General features: G+C 61.8%; 14 protein-coding genes. 13 read left to right on the forward strand and 1 reads right to left on the reverse strand.

Features of this window, described 5'->3' with window-relative positions; all coding sequences use genetic code 11:
- The first annotated feature begins 115 nt into the window (after nt 1–115).
- The 13 genes from OES25_04875 to OES25_04935 all read left to right on the forward strand — a co-directional run bounded on the left by OES25_04875 (nt 116) and on the right by OES25_04935 (nt 16884).
- Entirely contained in the window at nt 116–1303 is a 1188-nt protein-coding gene (locus OES25_04875) for a tetratricopeptide repeat protein (protein ID MDH3626974.1), read from the forward strand.
- A 2-nt stretch (nt 1304–1305) separates the two neighbouring features.
- Entirely contained in the window at nt 1306–2277 is a 972-nt protein-coding gene (gene tilS / locus OES25_04880) for a tRNA lysidine(34) synthetase TilS (GenBank protein MDH3626975.1), read from the forward strand.
- A 26-nt stretch (nt 2278–2303) separates the two neighbouring features.
- Nucleotides 2304–2822, forward strand: coding sequence for a phosphoribosyltransferase family protein (locus OES25_04885; protein ID MDH3626976.1), 519 nt, complete (start codon nt 2304–2306; stop codon nt 2820–2822).
- Nucleotides 2823–2952: 130 nt separating this feature from the next.
- A complete protein-coding gene (gene ftsH / locus OES25_04890; GenBank protein ID MDH3626977.1) occupies nt 2953–4887 on the forward strand; it encodes an ATP-dependent zinc metalloprotease FtsH in 1935 nt (644 codons plus the stop codon).
- A 4-nt stretch (nt 4888–4891) separates the two neighbouring features.
- Nucleotides 4892–5740 (forward strand): dihydropteroate synthase, encoded by an 849-nt coding sequence (folP, locus tag OES25_04895; protein MDH3626978.1) that lies wholly within the window; start codon nt 4892–4894, stop codon nt 5738–5740.
- 12 nt (nt 5741–5752) lie between these two features.
- Complete coding sequence (gene cdaA, locus OES25_04900; protein MDH3626979.1) at nt 5753–6562, forward strand: diadenylate cyclase CdaA; 810 nt, start codon at nt 5753–5755, stop codon at nt 6560–6562.
- Nucleotides 6555–7499, forward strand: a complete 945-nt coding sequence (locus tag OES25_04905) for a CdaR family protein (GenBank protein ID MDH3626980.1) — start codon at nt 6555–6557, stop codon at nt 7497–7499. The genes cdaA and OES25_04905 overlap by 8 nt, the downstream gene beginning before the upstream one ends.
- On the forward strand, nt 7496–8839 hold the full coding sequence (glmM, locus tag OES25_04910; GenBank protein ID MDH3626981.1) for a phosphoglucosamine mutase: 1344 nt from the start codon (nt 7496–7498) through the stop codon (nt 8837–8839). Before OES25_04905 ends, glmM begins: the two co-directional genes overlap by 4 nt.
- Before the next feature lies 1 nt (nt 8840).
- Nucleotides 8841–10076 (forward strand): DUF429 domain-containing protein, encoded by a 1236-nt coding sequence (locus OES25_04915; GenBank protein ID MDH3626982.1) that lies wholly within the window; start codon nt 8841–8843, stop codon nt 10074–10076.
- 53 nt (nt 10077–10129) lie between these two features.
- Nucleotides 10130–11617 (forward strand): tetratricopeptide repeat protein, encoded by a 1488-nt coding sequence (locus OES25_04920; protein ID MDH3626983.1) that lies wholly within the window; start codon nt 10130–10132, stop codon nt 11615–11617.
- Nucleotides 11614–12786: a VWA domain-containing protein gene (locus tag OES25_04925; GenBank protein MDH3626984.1), complete on the forward strand. Its 1173-nt coding sequence runs from the start codon at nt 11614–11616 to the stop codon at nt 12784–12786. Before OES25_04920 ends, OES25_04925 begins: the two co-directional genes overlap by 4 nt.
- Nucleotides 12787–13391: 605 nt before the next feature.
- Complete coding sequence (locus OES25_04930) at nt 13392–14333, forward strand: hypothetical protein (protein MDH3626985.1); 942 nt, start codon at nt 13392–13394, stop codon at nt 14331–14333.
- A gap of 13 nt (nt 14334–14346) precedes the next feature.
- The gene (locus OES25_04935; protein ID MDH3626986.1) at nt 14347–16884 is read left to right on the forward strand and encodes a CHAT domain-containing protein; all 2538 of its coding nucleotides are present in this window, start codon (nt 14347–14349) and stop codon (nt 16882–16884) included.
- Here the strand turns inward: OES25_04935 and OES25_04940 are convergent.
- On the reverse strand, nt 16848–17210 hold the full coding sequence (locus OES25_04940; GenBank protein MDH3626987.1) for a hypothetical protein: 363 nt from the start codon (nt 17208–17210) through the stop codon (nt 16848–16850). The genes OES25_04935 and OES25_04940 overlap by 37 nt on opposite strands.
- Nucleotides 17211–17274: the final 64 nt, after the last annotated feature.

The following is a 17274-nucleotide window of genomic DNA, read 5'->3' on the forward strand; positions in this document are numbered from 1 at the left end:
AAGGGTGTACGACGCGACGGGCAAGCGTAGCACCGGGCAGCACACCGACGCATCCCTGAGGCCCAAGGCTGGGAAAAGCACCGCGTATCTTCTATCCTTGGACGCGGAGGATCCGATGCGTCGATTGCTGAACCGAATGGCCACGTTGCCGACCCTCATCTGTGCCGTCCTGCTCTCGTTGGCATGCGGAGCGGCGCCCGACTGGGACGCGACCAACGAAGCCGCGAAGCTTGCGCACAGTGAGGGACGACTGGACGAGGCCCGCGAGGGTTTTGAAGAGGCCCTCGAGATCGCCGCGGGGATGGAGGCCAATGACTCGCGTCGAGTGATCAGCCTCAACAACCTCGGCCAGTTCCTCAGAAGTCAGGATCGGTTGGACCTGGCGGTCCCGATGTTCCAGCGCGCGGCCGAGTTGCGCGAAGCCGACCCGGACGTCGACCGCGTCGAATTGTCGGCGGACTTCGGCAATCTGGCAGGACACCTCCAACGTCTCGGTCGCCTGGACGAAGCGATGTCCTATTACGAGCGTGCGCTGGCGATTCAGCAAGATCCCGACGACGGCGATCCGACGCAGATGGGGACGACGCTCAACAACATGGGGATGCTGGCCTACATGTCCAATCGGCTCGACGCTGCCGATGACTTCTATACGCGTGGCATGGCGTCTATGGAGGCGTCACTCCTTCTCGATCATCCCGACGTCGCGACGGTCTCCAACAACCTGGGACAGCTGCGGATGGCCCAGGGTCAGATCGAGGAGGCGGAACAGTATTTCGAGCGCGCAATCCGAATCTGGTCCACCAATCTTGGCCCCGATTCGGACACCGTCGCCCGCTGCCGCGGCAGTCGCGGCGAGGCCCTTCGGCGGCTGAAACGTTTCGACGAGGCTGAAGAGGAACATACCCGCGCTCTCCGGATCTTCGAGGCGCAGTCGGGGGCGGATCACCCGGATGTCGCATCCTCCCTCAACAGCATCGCGGTCCTGGCCCGCGTTACGGGACGCCCCGAGGAGGCGGAGAACAACTACCGGCGAGCGATCGAGATCCTCGAGAAGGCGACCCCCAACGGCAGCCCCGATCTTGGTGCCGCACGCTTCAATCTTGCGCGACTTCTTCAGGAGCGGGGCAAGAGTAGCGACGCGATGATCCTGTTCGAACAGGCGATGATCACGCTGGAGTCCACGCTCGGGCCGGAGCATCCAAACCTGATCATCGTCTACACCACCTATGCCGACATGCTCGTCGACGCGGGCCAGAACGAACGCGCCGCGACCCTGCGTCAGCGAGCCGAGTCACTCCGCTGACCGTGGCCAGTCGCGTCGAGCTGGGATTTCGCGACGCGGCCGATCGTTGGCTGCCACGGCAAACTCATCTGCTGGCCGCCGTCTCCGGCGGCGCAGATTCTGTGGCGCTCGCCCACCTTCTTCAGCGCTTCGCACGGCGTCGCGAATGGACCGTCACGATCGCTCACCTGGACCATGGCCTTCGCCGAGGATCGGCGACGGATCGAAGGTTCGTCAAGCGACTCGCAAACGAACTGGAATTCGAGTGCGTTTCGACGCGACGGGATGTCGGCGCGCTCCGAAGACGTGACGAGTCACTAGAGGAAGCGGCCCGACGCGTTCGACGCGAATTCCTCATGGAAACGGTGGATGAGATCGGTGCGGACTCCGTCGTCACCGCCCATCATCGTGATGACCAGGCAGAGACCGTTCTGATGCGTCTCCTCCGCGGAGTCGGCCCCTCATCGTTGCGCGGGATCGACCCCGAGGGGCCCGGCCCATTCGTCCGTCCCCTCCTTCAACTGGAGCGAAACCAACTTCGCACCTGGTTGACACGGAACGGGTGGACATGGCGCGAAGACGCCAGCAACCGAGATCTCCGTTTCGATCGCAACCGCGTACGTCGTCAGTTGATGCCACTCCTCGAGTCGTCCTACAACGCCCAGGCGGCAGACCATCTCGTGCGGACCGCCGAACAACTACGCACCGACTCCGCCTACCTCGACCGCCTGGCGACGCGTGCCTATCGACGGATCGGTAGTGCGCTCAGCCTCGATGCGACCGCTCTCGCCCGTCAGGATCCTGCAGTCGCCAGCCGGGTTGCGATCCTCGCACTACGAGACGCGGGAATGGATCCGCGACGGATTACCTCGCGACACGTCGTTTCGCTGCTCGACCTCGCTCAGGGCTGTGGAGGACGATCCGCGGACCTTCCCGGCCGAATTCGAGCGGTCAGACGTGGCGATCGAATTCGGATCGCACGACGCCGCGAGTAGTCCGGCGGGTTTGCTAAGCTGACCTGATGCGACTCTCAAGCGAGATCCTCTACAGCGAGGAGAAGATCCGGCAGCGTGTCGAGGCGATGTCGTTGGCCATCGCCGCGGACACCCCGGAGGGTGACGGCCTCTCCGTCATCGCTCTGATGGACGGTGCATTCATGTTCTGCACGGACCTGGTCCGACGGCTACCGATGCCGGTCCATCTGGCGTTTCCGAAGGTCGTCTCGGTGGCCCGTGGGGGGGACCCGACCGGCATCGAACTCCCCGAGGAGTTCCCGGTGACGGGAGCCGATGTCCTGGTCGTCGAGGACATCCTGGATACCGGCCAGACCCTCGAGGCCCTGACCCGGGCCCTGGCCGCCCGTCGCCCGGGACGATTACGACTCGCCGTCCTGCTGGACAAGCCGGCTCGACGGCGCAGCGCGATCCGGGCGGACTATGTCGGTTTCGCCTCTCCGGACCGCTGGGTTGTCGGCTATGGATTGGATTTTGAGGGTCTTTACCGAAATCTTCCCTACATTTCATACGTTGAACCTAGATAGAGACGGCTGGCCCGTTTCTCAGGATCGCGTAGAATGGCCTTTCGAGGGCAAGTGGCTCTATATATGGCTGTGAACCGCTGCGGCGGCGCAGAAGAGGAAGCGTGACGTGAGTTCTCACCTGAGATCGATCATGATCTGGGCCGCGATTATCGCGGTGGCCTTCATCGGCTACCGACTATTCGAAGCGAAATCCGTCTCCAGCCAGCCGATGGACGAGTCCGACTTCTATCTCGCCGTCGCCGACGGCGAGATCCACGAAGTTCGAGTCACCGGCGACCAGTTCGGCTACGAGATCGAAGGCAAGTTCGCCAAGCCGCGGATCTCCCGCAGCGGTCGCGAGATCAAGTCTTTCAAGACCTACGTCGTCAAGGACGAGTCCCTGATGAGCGACCTCCGCGAGCGGGGCGTCGCCATCCAGGCCGAGCCACCGGCCAACACCGGTGTCTTTACCAGCCTCCTGATGTGGCTGCCGATGCTTCTGTTCCTGGGCGTCTGGATCTTCTTCATGCGTCAAATGCAGTCCGGTGGCAATCGTGCCCTCTCGTTCGGCAAGTCACGCGCCAAGCTAACCTCGGCCCAGGGCCGAAAGGTCACGTTCAAGGATGTGGCGGGCGTCGAGGAGGCCAAGGAAGAACTCGCCGAGATCATCGAGTTCCTCAAGGAACCCCAGAAGTTCCAACGACTGGGTGGCAAGATCCCGAAGGGCGTCCTGCTGATGGGGCCTCCCGGGACCGGCAAGACCCTGCTGGCCAAAGCCATCGCCGGCGAGGCCAACGTTCCGTTCTTCTCGATCTCCGGTTCGGATTTCGTCGAGATGTTCGTCGGTGTCGGGGCGTCCCGCGTCCGGGATCTCTTCGACCAGGGCAAGAAGAACGCTCCCTGCATCGTCTTCATCGATGAGATCGATGCGGTCGGGCGTCATCGTGGTGCCGGTCTCGGCGGCGGGCACGATGAGCGTGAACAGACGCTCAATCAGTTGCTGGTCGAGATGGACGGCTTCGAGACCAACGAAGGCGTGATCCTGATTGCCGCCACCAACCGACCCGATGTGCTGGATCCGGCATTGCTGCGACCCGGCCGATTCGATCGTCAGGTGGTCGTAGGGCTCCCCGATGTCCGCGGCCGTGAAGAGATCATCAAGGTCCACACTCGCAAGATCCCGCTGGCGAAGGACGTCGACGCGCGGATCGTCGCCCGAGGTACCCCGGGATTCAGCGGTGCCGACCTGGCCAACCTCGTCAACGAGGCGGCACTGTTTGCCGCCCGCCGCAATCGCAAGGCGGTCGACCAGGAAGACTTCGAGATCGCCAAGGATCGGGTCATGATGGGCGCCGAGCGCCGATCGATGGTGCTGACCGATGAAGAAAAACGTGCCACCGCGATCCACGAGGCCGGTCATGCCATCGTGGCCCACTTCGTTCCGGAAGCGGACCCGCTCCACAAGGTGACGATCATCCCCCGTGGACGCGCACTGGGTCTGACGATGCAGTTGCCCGAGGATGACCGGCACACCTACTCCAAGCGCTATCTCGACTCGACCATCGCCGTCCTCATGGGTGGCCGCGTGGCCGAAGAACTATTGCTGGATCAGTTGACGACCGGCGCCGGTAACGACTTCGAACGTGCCACCAGTACGGCTCGACGGATGGTGACCGAGTGGGGCATGTCGGATCGTCTCGGACCGTTGACCTTCGGCGCCAAGGAGGAACAGATCTTCCTGGGCCGCGAGATCAGTCAGCACCGTGACTACAGCGAAGAGACCGCAATCCAGATCGACAACGAGGTCAAACGGATCATCACCCACGGCTACAACACGGCCCACAAGATCATCGACGATCGTCGTGACGCGTTGATGCGGATCACCGACGCGCTCCTGGAGCGCGAGGTCCTCAACGCGGTAGAGCTGAAGGCCCTGGTCGAAGGGCGCCCTCTACCGGAGATCGAGCTCCCTGTAGACGATGACGAACCGGTCGTCGCGCCGGACACCTCGCCGGAAACGGCGAACGATACCCAGTCCGATACGGGTCCCGGTGTCCTGCCGGAACCGGGGAACCAGCCGGCCTGACCCCGTGTCCGGGACCACGCACCATCTTCTCCGTTTCGCGGATGGGGGTGCGTTGGAGTTGGGTCCGCGCTCGCGGGTGATGGGGATTGTAAACGTCACCCCCGACTCGTTTTCCGACGGTGGGCGCTTCGACTCCGTCCAACAGGTAGTCGACACCGCGAGCCGGATGGTGCAGGCCGGCGCCGACCTCCTCGACATCGGCGGCGAGAGTACTCGACCGGGGGCCACTCCCGTCGAAGCCACCCAGGAATCCGATCGGGTTCTACCGATCATCGAATCCCTCACCCGGGACGTGGACGTCCGACTGTCCATCGACACCCGACGGGCGGACGTCGCGCGTCAGGCACTCGATGCCGGTGCCGCGATCGTCAATGACGTCAGTTCCCTGGCGGATCCCGGGATGCTGCCACTGATCGTCGATCGTCGCGTCCCCGTCGTCTTGATGCACATGCGCGGCAAACCGGAGACCATGCAACGTTCGACCCACTACGACGATGTCGTCGGCGAGGTCACCGATTATCTTCGCGAACGCGTCGCATACGCTGTCGCAGGTGGAGTATCGAGTGATAAGATCGTTGTCGATCCGGGAATCGGATTCGGGAAGGGCCTCGCAGGCAACCTAGAGGTCCTTCGCCAGCTCACGTCGTTGCGGGAACTGGGACATCCGATCCTGATCGGCGCTTCACGAAAAGCGTTTATCGGCGAGATCCTCGACACGCCGGTTACGGAGAGGCTGGTCGGAAGTCTTGCCGTAGCGGTCTGGGCGGCGACTCACGGCGCACACATCGTGCGGGCCCACGACGTGGCAGAGACCGTAAGGGCTCTGCGGGTGATCGACGCGCTACGTGGCTGAGGTTCAGAAACGATGATCGAACGGCTCAACATGGCGCTGCAACCGCAGGGCTTCAGCCTGTGGGCATTCGTCGACATCCTGCTGCTGGCCGTCATCATTTACCAACTGCTCTTGCTGGTTCGCGGGACTCGCAGCTTCCACATGTTGGTGGCGCTGGTGGTTCTGCTGCTGGCCTACCTGGTGACCAGCCCCGAACTGATCCCCCTGGCGGCCCTCCACACGGTCCTGGGGAACGTGCTGCTGTTCATCCCGATCGCCGTCATCGTCCTGTTTCAGGGGCAGATCCGGCAGGCACTGGCCAACCTGGGCAAGAATCCCCTGTCGGCCTTGCTCCCGTTGCGCTTCGACTCCAACGTGATCCAGGAGATCTCGCTGGCCGCAGCCTCCCTCGGCAGCCAAAGACTGGGCGCGCTGATCGTCATCGAGCGACACATGGGATTGAAGACCTTCCAGGAGACCGGCATCCAACTGGACGCCGTGGTCTCCTACGATCTGTTGATGAATATCTTCACCCGCCGATCACCGCTCCATGACGGGGCCGTGATCATCGAGAAGACCCGAATCAAGGCCGCGTCGTGTTACCTGCCGGTGACCACCAACCCGCAACTCTCTCGAACCTACGGCACACGTCATCGCGCGGCGTTCGGCATCACCGAAGAGTCCGATGCCCTGGCGATCGTCGTCTCCGAGGAACGAGGTGTCGTCTCGTTGCTGGCCGACGGTCGGATGATCGAGGGTCTTGACGCTCGATCCCTGGAGAGCGAGCTCCGCGGCCGTCTCGGTGCCGGTGGCTCCGGCGAGGAGAGCCTCCGCTATGCCTGAGGGAGTCACCGCCAACTGGCCCCTCAAGCTGTTGGCACTGGCGTTGGCCATCGGAATCTGGGCCTGGGTCAGCGGCGAGGCGCGGATGGTTCGGCAGTTCGATGTCCCGCTGGACGTGGTCGTCAACGCCGATCATGTCCTGGGAACCCCGCCACCAAGCACGATCCTGGTCCGTCTCAGTGGCCCCGAGACGATGATGCGACGACTCGGGCCTGCGATGTCCATGGCTCTGGATCTCACGGGTGCCGACATCGGTCGCCAGGAGATCCTGCTGGTCCCCGATGACCTCGTCGGCGCCCCCAGCGGCGCGCTGGTGGAGCTGATCGAACCCGGACGGCTGACGGTGGTGCTCGAACCGCGGGCCGAGGCCGAGCTTCCCATCGAGCCGACCTTCCTCGGACAACCTCCGGAGGGTTTTGCGTTCTACGGTGCGACCGTTCGACCGGATCGAGTCACCGTCGAGGGGCCCGACGTTCTGGTGTCGGTGATGGCCTCCGTGCCCACCTCGCCGATCCGGCTGGATCGTCACGAGTCGTCCTTCGAGGTGATTGCCCGTGTACTCCCGGATCAGTCGACCGTTCATTCGCTCAATCCGCGACCGGTGCAGGTCAGTGTCGAGATTGACGCCGCTCCCATCGAGCGCTCGTTCGGCGGCATCCCGGTCCGGATCCGAGGGGGCAACAACCTCTACCGTCTGCAGAACAGCCGGGCCAACGTCACCGTCAGCGGCCCACCGAGCGTGATCGATCTACTGGACCGCGATCAGATCGTGTTGTATGTCCAGCCGTCCGACGGGGTACCGACAACCGGTTCGGTCGCCCTCCCCATCGAGGTCGAGTGGTTGCTCGACGAGGAGCAAGGGGCCAACCGCCTGTCGGTCAAGAAACTTCAGCCTCGAGAAGCGACCCTCCTTCTCAAGGGAGAGACCCAGATTTGAAACGACTGTTCGGGACCGACGGCATCCGTGGGGTGGCCGGCGAGTACCCTCTTGACCCTTCCACCGTTCGCCAGTTCGGTGTGGCGCTAGGCGAGGCCCTGCGCGAATCCGGCAAGGGTGACGCCGGGGTTCTCCTCGGCCGTGACACCCGTGAGTCGGGGACTTGGATCCGTGACGCGGTCGCCGCCGGCCTACGCACCCACGACATCACCGTTCGCGACGCCGGCGTGATCTCGACACCGGGGCTGGCCTGGGGCATCCGCCGGGGATCGTACGACGCGGGCGTGATGATCTCCGCAAGTCACAACCCGTTCCTCGACAACGGCCTGAAGGTCTTCGGCGGCAGCGGGTTCAAGCTCAGCGACAAGCTGGAAGCCGAGATCGAACGGAAGATCCTCGATCATGGCTGTGACGATCCCGGTGAGGACGTCGTACCCGTAGAGAACGATCCGGGCACGACCGGTCCTTACACGGAGTGGCTGCAGGCGTTGCTCGCCGGCGGACGATTCGCGGGACTGAAGCTTGTGCTGGACTGTGCAAACGGTTCCGCGGCCGCCATCGCGCCCCAGGTCTTCCGTCACTACGGGGCCGAGGTCCACACACTCGGGACCGAACCCGACGGGAAGAACATCAACCTCGACTGTGGATCGCTCCATCTCGACACGTTAGGCGAGACGGTCAAGAGCCGTGGTGCCGACCTGGGTCTCGCGTTCGATGGCGATGCCGATCGCTGTCTTGCCGTGGATGCCCGCGGTCGGACCATCGACGGCGACATGATCCTCTACCTCATCGCCCGCAGCCTGAAACGTCGCGACCAACTCCCCGGCAACGCCGTGGTCGCGACAATCATGAGCAACTACTGGCTCGAGGATACGCTGGGCAAGGAGGGCATGACCCTCGAACGCACGGCCGTCGGCGACAAGTACGTCCTCGAACGGATGCTCGAGAATCAGGTCGCCCTGGGCGGCGAGCAGTCCGGTCACGTCATCGCCCGGGAACACGCGACCACCGGGGACGGCATCCTGACGGCCGTCATGCTGGTCGACACGCTCCTGGACGAGCCGGAGACGACGGTCGAGATCCTCGATCGGATCCAACCCTACCCACAGCTCTTGAAGAACGTCCGGGTGCGTGAAAAGCCCGATCTTCGCATGCACCCCGTGATCGGCCCGGTGGTCCAGGAAGTCGAATCTGCGCTTGAGGGGCAGGGACGCGTCGTTCTGCGATATTCTGGAACCGAACCGGTGGCCCGTGTCATGGTGGAGGGTCGCGACTCGGGACTGGTATCCCGACAGGTCGACGTCCTCGTCACCCTGATAGAACGCGAGCTGGGAGCCTGAATTGAAGTACCTCGGGGCGGACATTTCTCGCCCCGTCGCCGACGGAGGCACGACACCTCACACCGTCGTGTCGCTGAACGACGACGGACGGCAGTCCAGGGTGGATCATGTCGCCACCCTCCCCGCCGTCGCGTCTGCCGTCGGGTCGCTTGTCGGGGAAGAGCCGTTCCTCCTTGGCGTCAACCTGGCGATCGTCGTTCCGACCCGCGCCGCTCGAACCCGAGCGGTAGAGAACGTCATTCGCAAACGGTTCGGCGTCCGACTGCCGGCGGGCGGACGTTCTTCGCAGACCGGCGGCGTTGCCGGCGAGTCGCTGCTTGCCGGCATGGCGACCGCTGGTCGACCCTGTCTGCCCTACCCCGATCGAGACCGGCGTCAGGGAAGTCTCGCCGAGTCGTATCCCGAACTGATCCTCAAGTGTCTGATGTGGGAGATCGAACCCCTCGCCGAGGGTCGCCCGCATGCCGATCGCGAGGCCTGCTTTCGCGCGCTCACTCCCCCGGCGTATCGTCGACGCCAACTCTCCGCGCGGACCAGCTGGACCGAGCACGCGGTGATCCTGGAACAGCTCCTTCGTCGCGTACGACCGGTGCTGCCCACAGACGGCGTGGATCTATTCGACACTTTACGTTCCGCCGACGACGCCGACAGCGTCGAACGGGTGGCGGCGATCTTCGATGCGACGTTGTTGGCGCTGACCGCCCGTCGCTACGTCGAGGCGCCGGAGACCTGTCTGTTCCTGGGTGATCGCGAGTCGGGGTACACCATCGTTCCGGCAGACCCGTTGATCCGCGGTCTCGGTGTCAGCGAGCGACGCCCACGGGTCGACGCGCTGTTCCCGCAGGCTTCATTACGAGAGCGGCTGGGGCGCACGGCTCGCGTCCGCTCGATGGATCTCCTGGATGTGCCGGGCCGACCGCATCGTCTCGAAGCGACCTTCTCCGAGACCCCGGCCTACGAGTTCGACAATCTGGACGAGATGGTGTGGTGGAAACATTGCCGCCATCTCACGGGCCCGATACTCCCCACCGAGGGACTGAGCGAGCTCTCCGTCGCGCTGGGCAAGCCCGACGGCGACGATAAACCGGTGCTGCGTCTCGTCCGCAGTCGTCACCGGACCCTCTCGTTTCGATTCGAACCGCCCGGTCAATGGCGTCATCGTGTCCCGACCCGAGATGGGGGCACCTACCCGTTCACCATCCTGCGGGCCGTCTACGAGACCCTCCCTGCGGAATGAAATAATTGGGGCTAGACTTCTTGTTGTTCTGGCCAACCGGTGGAGAGCGTCTGATGGGTCGACTACGCGGATCAAACCTTGTCATCGTCGTTCTGGTGCTGGCGCTGCTGTCGGGTCCTCACGTCTCCATGGCAGGCGACGCCGGCGAGCTACGGACCGAGGCGTTCGAACGGCTGAACAGGGGCGTCAACGCCTATAAGAAGGGGCGCTTCGACGAGGCGATCGAGCATCTCACCGTCGCCAGCAACATCGCCCTCAATAACTTTCGCATCTATTACTACCTGGGCCTGGCGTTGAATGGCGGACGTCGCTACGACGACGCTCTCAAGGTTCTCGCTGTCGCTCTGGATCTCGAGCCGGATCATCTGGAGGCCAACGTCGCCGTCGGCAACAGCTGGTTGAAGCTGGGAGATCTTTCGGAGGCTCAGGCCGCCTACACGTTGGCGCTGAAGCTACGGCCGGAACATGCCTCGGCCCTGGACGGTCTGGCCCGTATCGCCGAGGCTCAGTCGAAGGATCGCGAGGCGACCCTGACCTATCGGCGGGCCCTGGCAAGCAATCCCGGCTACGCCCCGGCGTATACCCATCTCGGCAGCCTGCACCTCCGACTGGAGCAATATGAGGAGGCCGTCGAACTCCTGGAAGAGGCGGTCTCGGTGCGACCGGACTTCGCCGACGGCATGAACCGGCTGGCCCAGGCCTACAACCGCCTGGGGCTAAGGAATCAGGCTATCGCGACGATCCAGCGGGCCATCGAGCTGGAGCCGTTCAACCCCGCGCACATCGCCACGTTCGGCTGGCTGCAACTGGATCAGAACTACCCTGACAGCGCCGTACGACTGTTTACCCAGGCCGTCGAGATCGACCACGCTCATCCATCGGCCCAACGGGGTCATGCCGAGATCGCTCGACGGGACGGCCAGTACGACGTCGCGCTGGAACACCTGAAGATCGCCATCGACGATCCCCGGCTGGGCGCGCTGACCCGGCTCGACCTCGAGACCTTCGCCGGCGAGATCCAGGAGGAACAGGTCGCCCACCAGGCATTGCAGGCGCGCTTCGAGGACGGCACGGCCACCGAGTCCGATCACGGCGAGATGGCGGCGATCATGGCCCGTCGTGCACGCTGGCCCCAGGCCGTCACATTGCAACGGCAGGCCGGCGACAGCGCTTCGTCTCAGGAGCGATTGGCCTACATGTTGTTTGAAGCCCAGGAGTACCTGGAGTCCCGCAAGCTCTACACCCAACTGGCGGCGGAATCCGATCGTGCCGACCTGTTCGTCAACGAGGGCGTCTGCGCCGCGGTGGTCGGCGATGATCCGGGTGCCGTGACCGCATTCCGCAACGCGTTGCAACGGAACCCCGACCTCTCCGCGGCCCAACTCTACCTTGCCAACGCGCTCCTCCGTCTTGGCAAGATCGACTCGGCGAGTGTGGCCTACGATGCGTTTCTTGCCGACAACCGCACCGGCGAGTCGGCGGAGCGGGTCCGTCGGATCCTGAAACAGATCGCACCGTCGGCCGAGGGAGAGACCCCATGAGACCGCTTCGTCTAATCTTTCTCTCTTCCGTCGTGCTGGCGTTGTTTACCGGATCCGTGACCGCACAGGATTCGACCCGCAGGAAAGGGTTCTCGATCACCATCGCCGAACCACCCAACCAGACGGTCGTCTTCGGTCGCACGAAGATCGTCGCGGATCTCAAGTCCACCGATGCCTCGCAGGTCGAACGGGTGGAGTTCATCGTCGGCGACACGGTGGTCTTCGTCGATCGGGAGTCCCCGTGGGAGTACTTCCACGACTTCGGCGCCGGCGATCGCAGCAACATCGTCAAGGTCGTCGCCCATCACATCGAGGGCGTGACGGTCAGCGACACGATCGTCACCCGCAAGTTGCGTTTCGTGACGGTGGATCGGGTCAATAGAGTCCTGTTGTGGGTCACCGCCACCGACAAGAAGGGCGATCTGATTACGGACCTGGAGGAAGACGACTTCGTCCTCAACGAGAACGGCGAACCGCAGAAGATCATCGATTTCTATCGTGAGGATCGTCCGATCACCATGGCGATCCTGGTCGATACGTCGGGCTCGATGCGAGACAAGCTGAAGGATGTGCACGAAGCCGCCGGCGATTTCGTCAGCACGTTACGTCCGGAAGACAAGGCGCTCGTCATCGACTTCAACGCCAATGTCTTTCTGATCCAGGATCTGACCGCGGATCACGAGGCGCTGCGAAAGTCCATCGAGAGCACCGAGGCCTTCGCCAACACCGCGCTGTATGACGCGTTGCACGCCAGCTATCGTCGGATCGGAGATATCGAGGGTCGCAAGGCCATCGTGGTGCTGTCGGATGGTGAGGACACGATCAGCCAATTCAGCTATCAGCGTGTGTTGAAGGAAGCCAAGTCCAACAACACGATGATCTTCTCTATCGGACTGGGCTACGGCGGTGGCGGCGCAGACACCAATGTGTTGAAGGAGCTTTCAGCCTCCACCGGTGGACAGTTCTTCTACGCCAAGAAGCCGCAGCAGCTTGTGGAGATCTACGCCCGTATCGCCGAGGAGCTACGGGCCCAGTTCTATATCTCGTACTCAACCAATAACGAGAAGTGGGACGGCCACTGGATCAAGTTGAAGGTCCACAGCAAGCGCGACGACGTCTCGATCCGTGCCCGGCGTGGTTACTTCGCCGTCCGTCGGGAAGACGGCTAGCGCAGCAGGTTCATCGGCGGGATCCATGATGCGTACCGTGGCCCCGGTGACCGGGTTCCTGCGACCCCCTTGTACGGTGCCCGTTGAGGCGCTTGATCGACCCGTATTGGGTGAAATAGTGGGGATATCTCATCTTTTCAGACTAATGCCAGCCAGAGCTCTGGCTCCTTGCACGAAGATTAAATGACATTTCTACGTATAATATCGACAAGTCGTGAGTCCTAGGTGATGGCATGAGATGTTTTTCGAAGATTTCGATAGCGGCGATTGTTGCGGCAATCTTGTCGGTCGTCGTGCTTTCTGGGCCAACGTCCCTATTGGCGATCGAGCCATTCGAACCCCTGACCATACGGGTAAACGACGCTTACGGTGTACCCGGTGGTACCGCCGCAGTCGTACTTCGCACTTACTCTTCCCGTCCGATCAGTCAGGGCCAACTCTGTATGCAATTCTCTCCGGATAGCCCCGGTGCGCGGGATCCGATTGCATCGGTCGTCAGTGCGCGTGTCTTCAGTAGCATTCCTGATGTGACCTCCAGCGTGACGGATATGTTGAGTGTGAACCCGCAAGCAATTATCCTCAGTTTCGATTCGCCGTCTATCACGGTGAACGCAACTGACGGACCGCTCGCCGTGTTCTTCATGAAACTTGATCCGGCATTACTTCCGGGAGCGACCTACGAACTCGCGATCGACCTGGGCAATACACAACTGGTGAACTCCTCGGGTGCGCTGATCGAGGTACGACAACGTTCCGGTACGTTGACCATCCGGGATCCCTCCGAAGAAATCGAGGTTGAAGCCGGTGCCGAGGATGTGATTCCAGGAGAAAAAGCTCTGCTCAGTTTCTCGACTGCCGAGTTCTTCGCGATTGGAAGCGGTCGAGCTACGATTCTCTACGATCCTGCAATTGCTGATGGATTGCCAGTCGTCTTCATGCAATCTCGACATGGTCAATCCAATTTCACGACCGACCTGACGATCCCAGGGCGTGCACAGGTGGATTTCATTTCACCCGATGGTTCGCTCAACGAAGTTCCAGGGGATATCGTCGAATTCTGGTTGCCGACCAGGTCTGATATTCCGGTCGGTACCAAGTCGCTTATCACACTCGAGCCGTCGGCGACGTTTCTCGAAGATCCTGTCGGAAATTTGCTCAATCTGGACCACGAAAGCGATCTACTTGAATTTGTCAGTGCGCCGGCCCTCCTTCCCGGGGCGATCCGGGAACTTCGTGTCAATCGCTCCGAATCGGGACAGTTACAGTTGAACTGGCAGGAAGATTGTGGATCCGCGCTGGGATACTCGATCTACCGGGGCGATCTAACCGAAGGTTACGACTCGATCGTGCCGGTAGCGGGACTCTGTTCCGTGAGCAGCACCCACGTCGAGATTCCGATGAGTACGGGGCTTGCAGAATTCTTTCTGGTCGTCCCGTTTCGGGATGAATCCGGTGGGTCGTACGGAGTAGATTCACTCGGAGACCATCGCACGCCGCCGGCGAATGCATGTTGGGCTTCCGGCGAGGCCAATGACTGCGCACCGTAGTCCACGATCGTTCTTGATCCGCAAGATCTCTTACGCCGTTATCGCCCTGGTCGTATTCGTTATCGCCACCCACTCACCTGAAGCATTCGCGCCATCACTCGAAGATGCGCGTGCGTTTTACAGAGCAGGCCAGCTCGAGCAAGCGATCGATGCTTTTCGTGCTGTCGCCGATGCCACCGAGAACAGCGATCCCGTGACGGCGGGCATCTGCCGGAACAATGCATGCGTACTGTTAACAGATCGCGGGGAGCTTGGGCCCGCTCTGAAGCAATGTGTACTTGCACTGGAGTTACGGCGCAACTTCGACGACCCCTGGCGTGTGGCTCGAACACTGAACAACCTCGGCCGGGTTCAGGAGCGACTCGGTAATTTCGATGAAGCGAAAAGAAGTTTTCTTGAAGCACTCGCCCTGAATCGCGCGGGAGACGACGCGGCCGGCGCATCAATCAACCTCTCCAACCTTGGAGGACTCGCGATCCAGGCCGGGTGGTACTCGCAGGCGATCGATTACCAACGCCGCGCGTACGAAACTGCGCAACAGCACCAGGGAGAACCATGGGCCGACGAGCAGATGCGATTCGCACGGGTCAATCAAGCTGTCGTACTGGAGAGATTTGGTGCGTTTCGGGAGGCACTTCGACTCTACGATGCCGTTATCGACGAGGGGCACGAGATGTCGGCAACATATCGTGCCGGCATCCTCGTCAATCGTGGCGTGGCACTCAGAAATCTGGGTGATCCGCTGCGGGCTCTCGAGGCGTTTAACGATGCATCCGAGATCTACATCACAGATAAGGACCATGCGGCACTATCTAATGCTCGACTGAACCAGGGCCTTGTACAGCAATTGAACCTGCGGGATCCCGTTGCCGCTGAGAGTTCCTACCGCAAAGCGTTGGCCCTCGCTGAAGCAAGCGGGGAGCGGGCTGGGCAAATCGACAGTTTCTGTCGACTCGGCGGGCTGCTGCTGGATCTGGGACGCGCCGATGAAGCGCTGCCACTATTTGAACGATCTCTTGAGATCTCGGAGAGCAGTGGATCGAGCGAGGGGCGCTGGGCGTCTCTGAACGGACTGGGACATTCTGCGCTCGCGCGTGACGATTCCCCTGCAGCACTTAGCCACTTCCTCGCGGCCATCAATGCGATCGAGCTGGTCCGCGATAGTCTCACCACGAGTACGGATCGCGTCGGCTACTTTACCGACAAGCGGTCAGTATACGAATCCGCCATCGAAGTCCTTGCCGGAATCGCGGATAAAGACACAGGCGGCGAGCATGCACAACTCGCGTTTCGCCTGGCCCAGCAGGCCAAGAGCCGCGCGTTGCTCGACGTACTGGGTCCAGGTGCCCTCGTCGCAATACCGCTCGACGCTCAGGCGGTGATCGATGCCCTAGGAGATGACGTACTTCTTGAATACTTCATTGGATCTTCAGCCGCATTTGCATGGATCGTCAGCGCCAGTGGAATCGAAATGCGTTCGCTTGGAGCGTCGGAGGTGATCCTCAAAGATGTGGAGCAGATTTACGACGCGCTATCTCGCGGACGTCGCGCATCTTCGGAAGCTATTGAACGACTCTCGCAAACCTTACTTCACGATATCAATCTTCCTGCGGGACCTAACGGACAGCTCCGCGTCTCACCGGACAATACATTACGGAAACTACCCTTTGAACTTCTTGAGCTACCCGCTGAAAGCGGCATTCCACTCATTGAGACCGTAACGATAAGCTATCTGCCGAGCGGCTCCGCGCTACCCTGGCTTCGTAGAGCACGTGAATCTCCGTCCTGGATGTCTATAGGCTTCGGTAATCCACAACTGCCGACCCATGCGCATGAGAATCTTTCTCTTAGTAGTGTTCTGCTGGCGGCATTTGAACTCGAACCGTTGCCCGCCGCTGCCGATGACGTGCGAGCCATCGAGCGCTATCTCCCTGGACGACATGCCACACGGATCGGTACCGCGGCAAGTGAAACGGCGTTTTTCGAACTTGTTGGTTCAGGTGCTAAAGTCGTCCACATCGGGGCACATACGCTCGTGGATGAACGACGAGGAGCGACTATCCTGCTGACCCGAGATGCGGAACAGGACGGTCTGCTGCAGCCTCACGAAATCGCGACCCTCGATATTTCTGTCGAATTGACGGTGCTGGCCGCTTGTCGTACAGCGTCAGGGCCGGTTGCTGGAGGGGGTGCTTTATCAACTCTGACCGGATCTTTTCTAGCCGCGGGATCCAGCGGTGTTCTCGCCACGCTTTGGGATGTGGGCGATCAAGACGCTGCCGTGTTCATGGAACAGTTCTACTCTCAACTCGGACGCGGGCAGACTCCGGCAGCCGCCCTACGCGCCGCGAAAATGCGCCTGCGGTCGGAGCCGGACTGGAACGATCCCGCGGTCTGGTCTGCCTACGTTCTCGTCGGAGACGCAGCACCGTTGGTTTCTCGAAGAATTACGAATGGCCGTTTGACAACGATCGTGCTCGCGTCAGTGGCGCTGCTCCTGGCCATTTTTTTGACTTACGGAATCATCCGAAAACGTACCGTCTCGGATTGAGCGATCAAATCGCCATCAACATCTCGCGCCTCAACCCGCCAGAGGTAGGCCACCGCGGGAAATAACTGCGAGTAGGCGTTCTCGGGTAGATCGATCGTCTCTCTATCTGTTTCTGCTTCCCACAACAGGCTGTCGTCTACCGTGAAAATCTGCACCTGGTAATGCACTGCGCGATCAACTGACCGCCAGCGGAGTGTCTGTGGAACTACGGTCAGCTCTCCCGACGGCGCAATCAATTCTAACTGAGTACCACGTACAACAGAACCCGTGCCCCGCGAAGGCACCTCGGGATCGTCGGTGGGTATGAGAATCAGTCCCGCGCTCACGGCCACAATTAGGACCGCGGCCGCCGCGAGTGCTCGTAGTGACCCTCGGAATCGCTTGGGGGTC

Source organism: Acidobacteriota bacterium (genome assembly GCA_029861955.1).
Lineage (GTDB): Bacteria > Acidobacteriota > Polarisedimenticolia > Polarisedimenticolales > Polarisedimenticolaceae > JAOTYK01.